This window comes from Cyanobium sp. BA20m-p-22 (assembly GCF_024346275.1).
GTDB lineage: Bacteria > Cyanobacteriota > Cyanobacteriia > PCC-6307 > Cyanobiaceae > Cyanobium_A.
On record NZ_JAGQCQ010000182.1, the window covers coordinates 1 to 7,493 of the forward strand.

General features: G+C 69.1%; 7 protein-coding genes. 5 read left to right on the plus strand and 2 right to left on the minus strand.

Going from position 1 to position 7,493, the window contains the following annotated elements; translation table 11 throughout:
* Positions 1-456: DUF1611 domain-containing protein (locus tag KBZ15_RS14620; RefSeq protein WP_255015943.1), on the minus strand; the 456-nt coding region annotated here is incomplete at its 3' end.
* A complete protein-coding gene (locus KBZ15_RS14625; RefSeq protein WP_255015944.1) occupies positions 450-1,535 on the minus strand; it encodes an enolase C-terminal domain-like protein in 1,086 nt (361 codons plus the stop codon). The genes KBZ15_RS14620 and KBZ15_RS14625, both read right to left, overlap by 7 nt.
* A 78-nt stretch (positions 1,536-1,613) precedes the next feature.
* Here KBZ15_RS14625 and glsA point away from each other — a divergent pair, with 78 nt between their 5' ends.
* The 5 genes from glsA to KBZ15_RS14650 are packed head-to-tail and all read left to right on the plus strand — an operon-like array spanning position 1,614 to position 7,272.
* Positions 1,614-3,467 (plus strand): glutaminase A, encoded by a 1,854-nt coding sequence (gene glsA, locus KBZ15_RS14630; protein ID WP_255015945.1) that lies wholly within the window; start codon positions 1,614-1,616, stop codon positions 3,465-3,467.
* A 39-nt stretch (positions 3,468-3,506) separates the two neighbouring features.
* Positions 3,507-4,868: a tRNA (N6-isopentenyl adenosine(37)-C2)-methylthiotransferase MiaB gene (gene miaB / locus KBZ15_RS14635; RefSeq protein ID WP_255015947.1), complete on the plus strand. Its 1,362-nt coding sequence runs from the start codon at positions 3,507-3,509 to the stop codon at positions 4,866-4,868.
* Positions 4,869-4,899: 31 nt separating this feature from the next.
* A complete protein-coding gene (locus KBZ15_RS14640) occupies positions 4,900-6,015 on the plus strand; it encodes a D-alanine--D-alanine ligase family protein (RefSeq protein ID WP_255015948.1) in 1,116 nt (371 codons plus the stop codon).
* Positions 6,012-6,422 (plus strand): hypothetical protein, encoded by a 411-nt coding sequence (locus KBZ15_RS14645; RefSeq protein ID WP_254930030.1) that lies wholly within the window; start codon positions 6,012-6,014, stop codon positions 6,420-6,422. Before KBZ15_RS14640 ends, KBZ15_RS14645 begins: the two co-directional genes overlap by 4 nt.
* A gap of 22 nt (positions 6,423-6,444) precedes the next feature.
* Positions 6,445-7,272 carry an FtsQ-type POTRA domain-containing protein gene (locus tag KBZ15_RS14650; RefSeq protein WP_255015949.1) on the plus strand — a complete coding sequence of 276 codons (828 nt, stop codon included), beginning with the start codon at positions 6,445-6,447 and terminating at the stop codon, positions 7,270-7,272.
* The last annotated feature ends 221 nt before the right edge of the window (positions 7,273-7,493 follow it).

Here is a 7,493-nt window from a genome sequence, read left to right on the forward strand (position 1 = left end):
CCGGCAGGGCAGGGCAGCCGCCCGCGCCGTGGCCACCGCCAGGGCTGGGGGCTCCTGGCGCAGGTCCCAGATCCACTGGCCGGGCCGGGTGCAGGCCCCTGCCAGCTCAGGATCGTCGCCCAGGCGGCTGTGCAGACCACTGGCCAGGTTGAGCCCCGCCTGGAGCCCCACCAGCACATCGGCGCGCATCAGCTCCGGCAGCCGCCCACCGGAGGGAGCCAGGCCCACCACCGCCGCCGCGGGCCCGTAGGCCAGGGCGGCGGCCATGTCGGCCACCACCGGCACGGCCCGGGGGATGCCGGTGATGGCCCGCAGCTCGGCGCCGGCGAAGGCCGGATCGATCACGGCCACGATCGGACCGGAGCGGTAGCGCAGCATGGCCAGACCGGTCTTGCCCGAGAGGTCGTCGAGGCCGCCGTGCTGCAGCAGCACGATCGGGGCGGAGGCGCTCAACATGGCTCCTGCCTCAGGCTGATGCCCAGCCCGGCCCCCGGAGGGGGCACCAGCACATCGGCGTCCAAGTCCAGGCCGCTGAAGGGGTCATCCACCAGGTTCAGGTGGCTGTCAAGGTCGGGCCAATTCACCAGCGGCAGCAGTTGGGCGGCGCCGCCGTTGAGCAGGGCGGCATCGGAATAGCAGCCAACCATCACCCCCAACCCCAGCCGCCGGGCCGTCCGGGCCATCAGCAGGGCTTCGGCCAGGCCGCCGCTCTTGAGCAACTTGATGTTGATGCCGTCCACGTAGGGAGCCAGCCGCAGCAGATCGGCCAGGTCCCAGCAGCTCTCATCGGCCACCAGCGGCAGGGGAGCTTCGCCGTGCAGGGCCGCAAAGCCAGCGCTGTCAGCCTCCGGATCCAGCAGCGGGGCCAGGGGCTGCTCCAGCAGCACCACCCCCGCGCGCTCCAGGGGCTGGAGCATCGAGCGGGCGGTGGCCAGATCCCAGCCGCCGTTGGCATCCACCTGCAGCTCGCAGGGCCCACCGGTGAGCTGGCGCCGCTGCTCCAGCGCCCCTGCCACCGCCTCCAGCAGGGCCAGGTCGTGGGCCACCCCCGCGGGGCTGCCCAGCTTGAGCTTGATCCGGGTGGCGGGCAGCTGGGCCCACCAGCGCTCGAGCCGCGCCAGCCCAGCCTCGGGGGGGCCTAAGCCGAGGGTCACGCTGGTGGCGACACAGGCCCCCGGATCCAGCCACCAGAGCCGGTGCAGCGGCTGGTTCAACCGCTTGCCCCACCAGTCGTGCAGGGCCAGATCCAGGCCGCAGCGGGCCGGGGGGCTGAGGGCCGCCAGCAGGGGCTCCAGGGCCTGAAGGGGCTGGGGCGCCAGGGCCTCCAGCCGGGGGGCAATGGCCTCCAGCTCGGCCGCCACAGCATCGGTGGCGTAGTGGCGGTGGCCGGTGTCGAAGCCACCGGTCTCGCCGAGGCCCGTGAGCCCGTCGTGGGCGATCCGCACCAGCAGGTGCTCCACGGCGCTGGTGGTGCCCCGGCTAATCGCCAGGGGCACGGCCTTGGTGAGGCGAAAGCGTTGCAGGCTCAGGCGCATCGGGGAGGCAGGCTCGCGCCGATCAAAACAGCTTCACGCTGGCACGCTAGGGCGATTCAACCCTCCGGTCTGTCCTCTGTGATCCCACGACCGCCGCACCAGAGCGAGCCGGTGCACGCCGCCCTAATCCAGCAGGTGCTGGAGCAGCTGCACCGGGAGCTGCTCCCCTGCCGGGAGGGGAAGCTGGCGGACTACATCCCTGAGCTAGCCAAAGCCGCTCCCGACAATTTCGCCATCGTGCTGGCCACCGCTGATGGCCGGGTCTATGCCGTTGGCGATGGGGACACCGCCTTCACGATCCAGTCGATTTCCAAGCCCTTCATGTATGGGCTTGCCCTGCGCCTGCTTTCGCCGCCGTTCATGCGCAAGAAGGTGGGAGTGGAGCCTTCGGGCGACTCCTTCAACGCCATCAGCCTCGACCCCCAGTCCGGCATTCCCCGCAACCCGATGATCAATGCCGGGGCTATCGCCACGGCGGCCCAGGTGTGGCGCCACGAACGCGACCGGGCCGAAGCCACCATCTTGGCCTTCTTCTCGGCCCTGGCCGGACGCCCCCTGAGCGTGAATCGAGCCGTATATGCATCCGAACGGGAGACGGGGCACCGCAACCGGGCCATCAGCCACCTGCTCCGCAATGCCGCAGTGATCGAGGAGGAGCCGGAGCCGGGGCTGGACCTCTATTTCCGCCAGTGCTCGATCGACGTCACCTGCCGGGACCTGGCCGTGATGGCCGCAACCCTGGCCTGCCAGGGGCGCAACCCCCTGACCCAGGAGCAGCCCCTGGATGCCGCCACCACCACCAGGGTGCTGGCGGTGATGGGGAGCTGCGGCATGTACGACTACGCCGGCCAGTGGCTATACGACGTGGGCATGCCGGCCAAGAGTGAGGTGGGCGGGGGCGTTCTGGCGGTGGTGCCGGGCCGGCTGGGGATCGCGGTGTTCTCGCCCAGGCTCGATGCCTTCGGCAACAGCGTGCGGGGCATCGCCGCCTGCCGGCGACTGTCGGAGGTCCTGGGCCTGCACCTGTTTGACCGGAACCCCCTGGGCCAGTCCGCCGTGCGCAGCCGCTATTGGGGAACCGAGCGGCGCTCCCGCTGCTGGCGCAGCCAGGCGGAGGCCGCCTGGCTCGATCCCCGCCGGGGAAGGATCGCGATCCTGCAGGCCCAGGGGGTGCTCGACTTCGCGGCCATGGAACAGCTGCTGGCCGAGCTGGGCAGCTGCCCAGCCGGCACGGCCGTGATCGTGCTCGATCTGGGCCAGGTGATCGAGCTGCCTGCCTCAGGGGCTGCGCTGCTGGGCCAACAGGCCGGGCAGCACCGCAATGGCGAGACATCTCTGCTGCTCTGCCGGGCTGCCCACCTGGAGCAGCCAGCCGCCCTGGCAGCGATTCCCTGCTTCACCAGCCTCGATCTCGCCCTGGAAGCGGCGGAAGATCACCTGCTGAGCCTGCGCCCCTCCCGCCCCAACGGCAGTACGGATTTGCCGGCGACCTCTGGGGGTTTGCTCGATCGCCTGGCCCCCGAGCACCAGGCCGCCATCAAAGCGCTGCTGGAGCTGCGCCACTACAGCCCAGGGGAACAGGTGATGGCCCAGCTCCAGGCGAGCCACCACCTGTTCATCGTGGCAACCGGACGCTTCAGCCTCTTCCTACCTGTCCAGCGGGACGGAGCCCATTTGGCTTCCGCCCGGATGGCCACCTTTACCTCCGGGATGGTGTTCGGCGATGCGGGCTTCCTGTCCGGACGGCCGCGGCTGGCAGATGTGGTGGCCGACACCGATGGAAGCTGCTGGCTCCTGGATCGCCTCGATTTCGATCGACTTCAGCTCAGCACCCCAGCCGCTGCCATGGCCCTGCTGAGCCAGATCGCCCTAGACCTTGGCGACAAACTGGCCCTCTGCGGTCAGCAACTGACCCTGGCTGAACATCTCTAAAGCCGGCCGCTGCCGCCAGCTATGGCCGAAACTGGAGCCATGACCGCGACACAGGCCCAACGCGGCAGCTACTGGATCACCACCTTCGGCTGCCAGATGAACAAGGCGGATTCCGAGCGCATGGCCGGAATCCTCGAAGCCATGGGCTACCGGGCCGGCGACGACGAACACAGCGCCGATCTGGTGCTCTACAACACCTGCACGATCCGCGACAACGCCGAACAGAAGGTGTACAGCTACCTGGGCCGCCAGGCCCAGCGCAAACGGGTCAATCCCAACCTCACCCTGGTGGTGGCGGGCTGCGTCGCCCAGCAGGAGGGGGAATCGCTGCTGCGGCGCGTGCCCGAGCTGGATCTGGTGATGGGGCCCCAGCACGCCAACCGGCTCGATGTGCTGCTGGCCCAGGTGGAGCAGGGCCAGCAGGTGGTGGCCACCGGCGAGCACCACATCCTTGAAGACATCACCACCGCCCGCCGCGACAGCAGCGTCTGCGGCTGGGTAAACGTGATCTACGGCTGCAACGAACGCTGCACCTATTGCGTGGTGCCCTCGGTGCGGGGCCAGGAGCAGTCGCGCCTGCCGGGCGCCATCAAGCTGGAGATGGAGGGCCTGGCCGCCCGCGGCTTCAAGGAGATCACCCTGCTGGGCCAGAACATCGATGCCTACGGCCGCGACCTGCCGGGCATCACCCCGGAGGGCCGCCGCAGCCACACCCTCACCGACCTGCTCCATCACGTGCACGACGTGGCGGGCATCGGGCGGATCCGCTTCGCCACCAGCCACCCGCGCTACTTCACCGAGCGGCTGATCGATGCCTGCGCCGAGCTGCCCAAGCTTTGCGAGCACTTCCACATCCCCTTCCAGAGCGGCGACGATGAGGTGCTCAAGGCCATGGCCAGGGGCTACACGGTGGATCGCTACCGCCGCATCGTCGAGCGCATCCGCGAGCGCATGAGCGATGCCTCCATCACTGCCGATGTGATCGTGGCCTTCCCGGGCGAAACCGACGCCCAGTTCCGGCGCACCCTGGCCCTGGTCGAAGAGATCGGCTTCGACCTGGTGAATACCGCCGCCTACTCGCCGCGGCCCCACACCCCCGCCGCCGACTGGCCAGGCCAGCTGGGCGAAGCGGTGAAGGTGGAGCGGCTGCAGGAGCTCAACGCCCTGGTGGAGCGCACGGCCCGCCGGCGCAGCGAGCGCTATCTCGGCCGGCTCGAGGAGGTGCTGGTGGAGGGCAGCAACCCCAAGAAACCCGAGCAGGTCGTGGGCCGCACCCGCACCAACCGGCCCACCTTCTTCCCCGGCCAGCGCCCCGATGGCACAGCGATCCACGCCGGCGAGCTGGTGACGGTCCAAATCGAAGAGGTGCGCCCCTTCTCCCTCAGCGGCAAACTGGCCTGAGTTTTGGCCCCGTGGGCACCAGCCGATCGGCATGAACAGCTCCCCCACCGCAGTTGGTCTGATCCTGGGGGGAGCCTCCGGTGAGCATGCGGTCTCGATTCGCTCCGCCGCCACCGTGGCAGCCGCCCTGCGCCACCCCTCCAACGCGGCGCGCTACGCGCTGCACTGCTTCTACATCGATCCCCAGGGCCGCTGGTGGGGGCCCGAACTGGCCGACGCGGTGCTGGCCCAGGGCAGCCCAGCCAGCGCCGAGCAACTGGAGGCGGCGGCGCGCCAGAGCGGCCACTCCCTGGCGCGCGGCGGCTTCCGCGGCTTGCCAGCTGCAGCCCTGGAGATCGAAGTGTGGTTCCCGGTGCTGCATGGCCCCAACGGCGAAGACGGCACCATCCAGGGACTGTTCACCCTGATGCAGGTGCCTTTCGTGGGTTCGGGGGTACTGGGCTCGGCCGTGGGCATGGACAAACAGGCCATGAAGGCCGCCTTCGCCGCAACCGGCCTGCCCCAGGTGGCCTATGCCTGCGTCAATGCCAGCCAGGTGGCGTCCGATCCCGAAACCCTGATGGGGAAGCTCGAAACCCAGCTCGGCTACCCCTGTTTCGTCAAGCCGGCCAATCTGGGCTCCTCGGTAGGGATCAGCAAGGCCACCGACCGAGCCAGCTTGCTGAACGGCCTGCGCACCGCCGCGGCCCTCGACCCGCGCCTGGTGGTGGAGCAGGGCGTGGCCGCCCGGGAGCTGGAATGCGCAGTCAAAGGAGGCGGCGGCGCACCCCTGCAGGCCTCGGTGCTGGGGGAGATCTGTTTCGATGCCGACTGGTACGACTACGACACGAAATACAGCGAGGGCAAGAGTCACACCGTGATCCCGGCGAAGGTGCCCGAAGCGATCACCGAGCGGGCCCGCGCCATGGCCATCGAGGCCTGTGGGGCCGTTGGGGCGATGGGCCTGGCCCGGGTGGATTTCTTCTACAGCGAAGCCAGCGGCGAGTTGTGGCTCAACGAGATCAACACCATGCCCGGTTTCACCAGCCAGAGCATGTACCCGATGCTTTGGGCCTCCAGCGGCATTCCCCTGCCGCAACTGGTGTGCGAATTGATCGAAGGGGCCCGAGAATGGCACCAGCCATCCCTGGGAGCCCCTACGCCATGACAGAAGGTCTGCTCTGGCTTCCCCTGCTGCTGGTCTTTGTGCTGGTCACGGCCCTGGGCTGGTTGGAACGACGGCGCCAGCGGCTGTTCCGCGAATGGGCTGAGGGCTCGGAACTGGCCAAGCTCGACAGCTGCGGCGGCGCCCGACTGGTGGATGGGGTGCTCAGCTGGTGTCGCTTTGAAGCCGGCCAGATTCAGGAAGAGGGCTCCTTTGTCATCAAAGAACTGGAACTGGTGGAGCTCCTTTCACTGCACTCGGGCGAAGCCCCCCTCACCGATGAGAGCCAGGGGGCCTGCCGGCTGCGGCTGGTGGGGGCAGGGGTGCGCAAAGATCTGCCCTTCGCCGATGCCGAAAGGGCGCGGCGCTGGATCGAGGAGCTGATGTCTCGCTCCCGCTGCGAACTTTGAGCCAGTTGCGGGGCTTTTTGAGGTGAGCACCCCTTCGCCGCCCGGGTCGGAGCGCCGGCGCCAGCTGCGTCAGCAGCGGATCAGGGAGCGGCTGCGCAATTCCTGGCGGCTGGTGGTGCTGCTCGCCCTCTCCGGCGGCCTGGGCTATGGCCTGCTGCGACAGGGCTGGGTGTTGAGCGGGCCCAGCCAGGTGGAGGTGATCGGCAGTGAGCTGGTGAGGCCAGAGCACGTGGTGCAGGCTGCCCAGCTGACCTTTCCCCAGCCCCTGCTGGCACTGGAGCCCAAGCGGATCGCCGCCGCAGTGGTGAATGCCCTGCCGGTGGAGCAGGTGCAGGTGCGCCGGCTGATGGCGCCGCCCCGGCTGCGCATCGAGCTGGTGGATCGCCAGGCGGTGGCCCGGGCCCAGCGCCGCACCGCCAAGGGAATTGAACAGGGCTACGTCGACCGATTCGGCCACTGGCTGAGCATTCGCCAGGGCAGGGCGCTGGCCACCAAGGGCAGCAAGGGTTTTCTGGTTTTGGGCTGGCAGCCCAGCTATCGCCCAGTTCTTGCCCTGGTGCTGGCCCAGCGGGAGCGCCTCGAGCTGGGCTCCGATCTCCGCCAGATTCGCTTCGATCCCGGGGGCAACATCTGGCTGGAGAGCGCCAGCCTCGGCCAGGTGCGTCTGGGCCCGGCAGACGGCCAACTGGCCCGGCGGCTGGAGGTGCTCGGCCACCTGCAGAAGCAATTGCCAGCGCAGATCAAGGCCCGCCGGCTTCCATCAATCGACCTCAGCGATCCGGAGCAGCCGGAACTCGGCCTGCCCGGCCCGGTGGCTCCGCCGCCCCAGCCGCCCCAGCCCCCTTCATGAGCATTCGAGCAGCAGTTGCGCCGCTGCCTCTGCAAAGGTGGGACACTGCCCAAATCCAGGGACAGCAATCACGGTCATAATGCAGCCGCCAGTTCCAAGCTCCGCCTTCTCCGATGCCGTTATGACCGAAAGCCCAATCCCCAGCAATGGAACCCAGCCCTCGGGCGGAATCGTACCGAGCCAAACGGCCCGGATTGAAGTGATTGGGGTTGGCGGCGGCG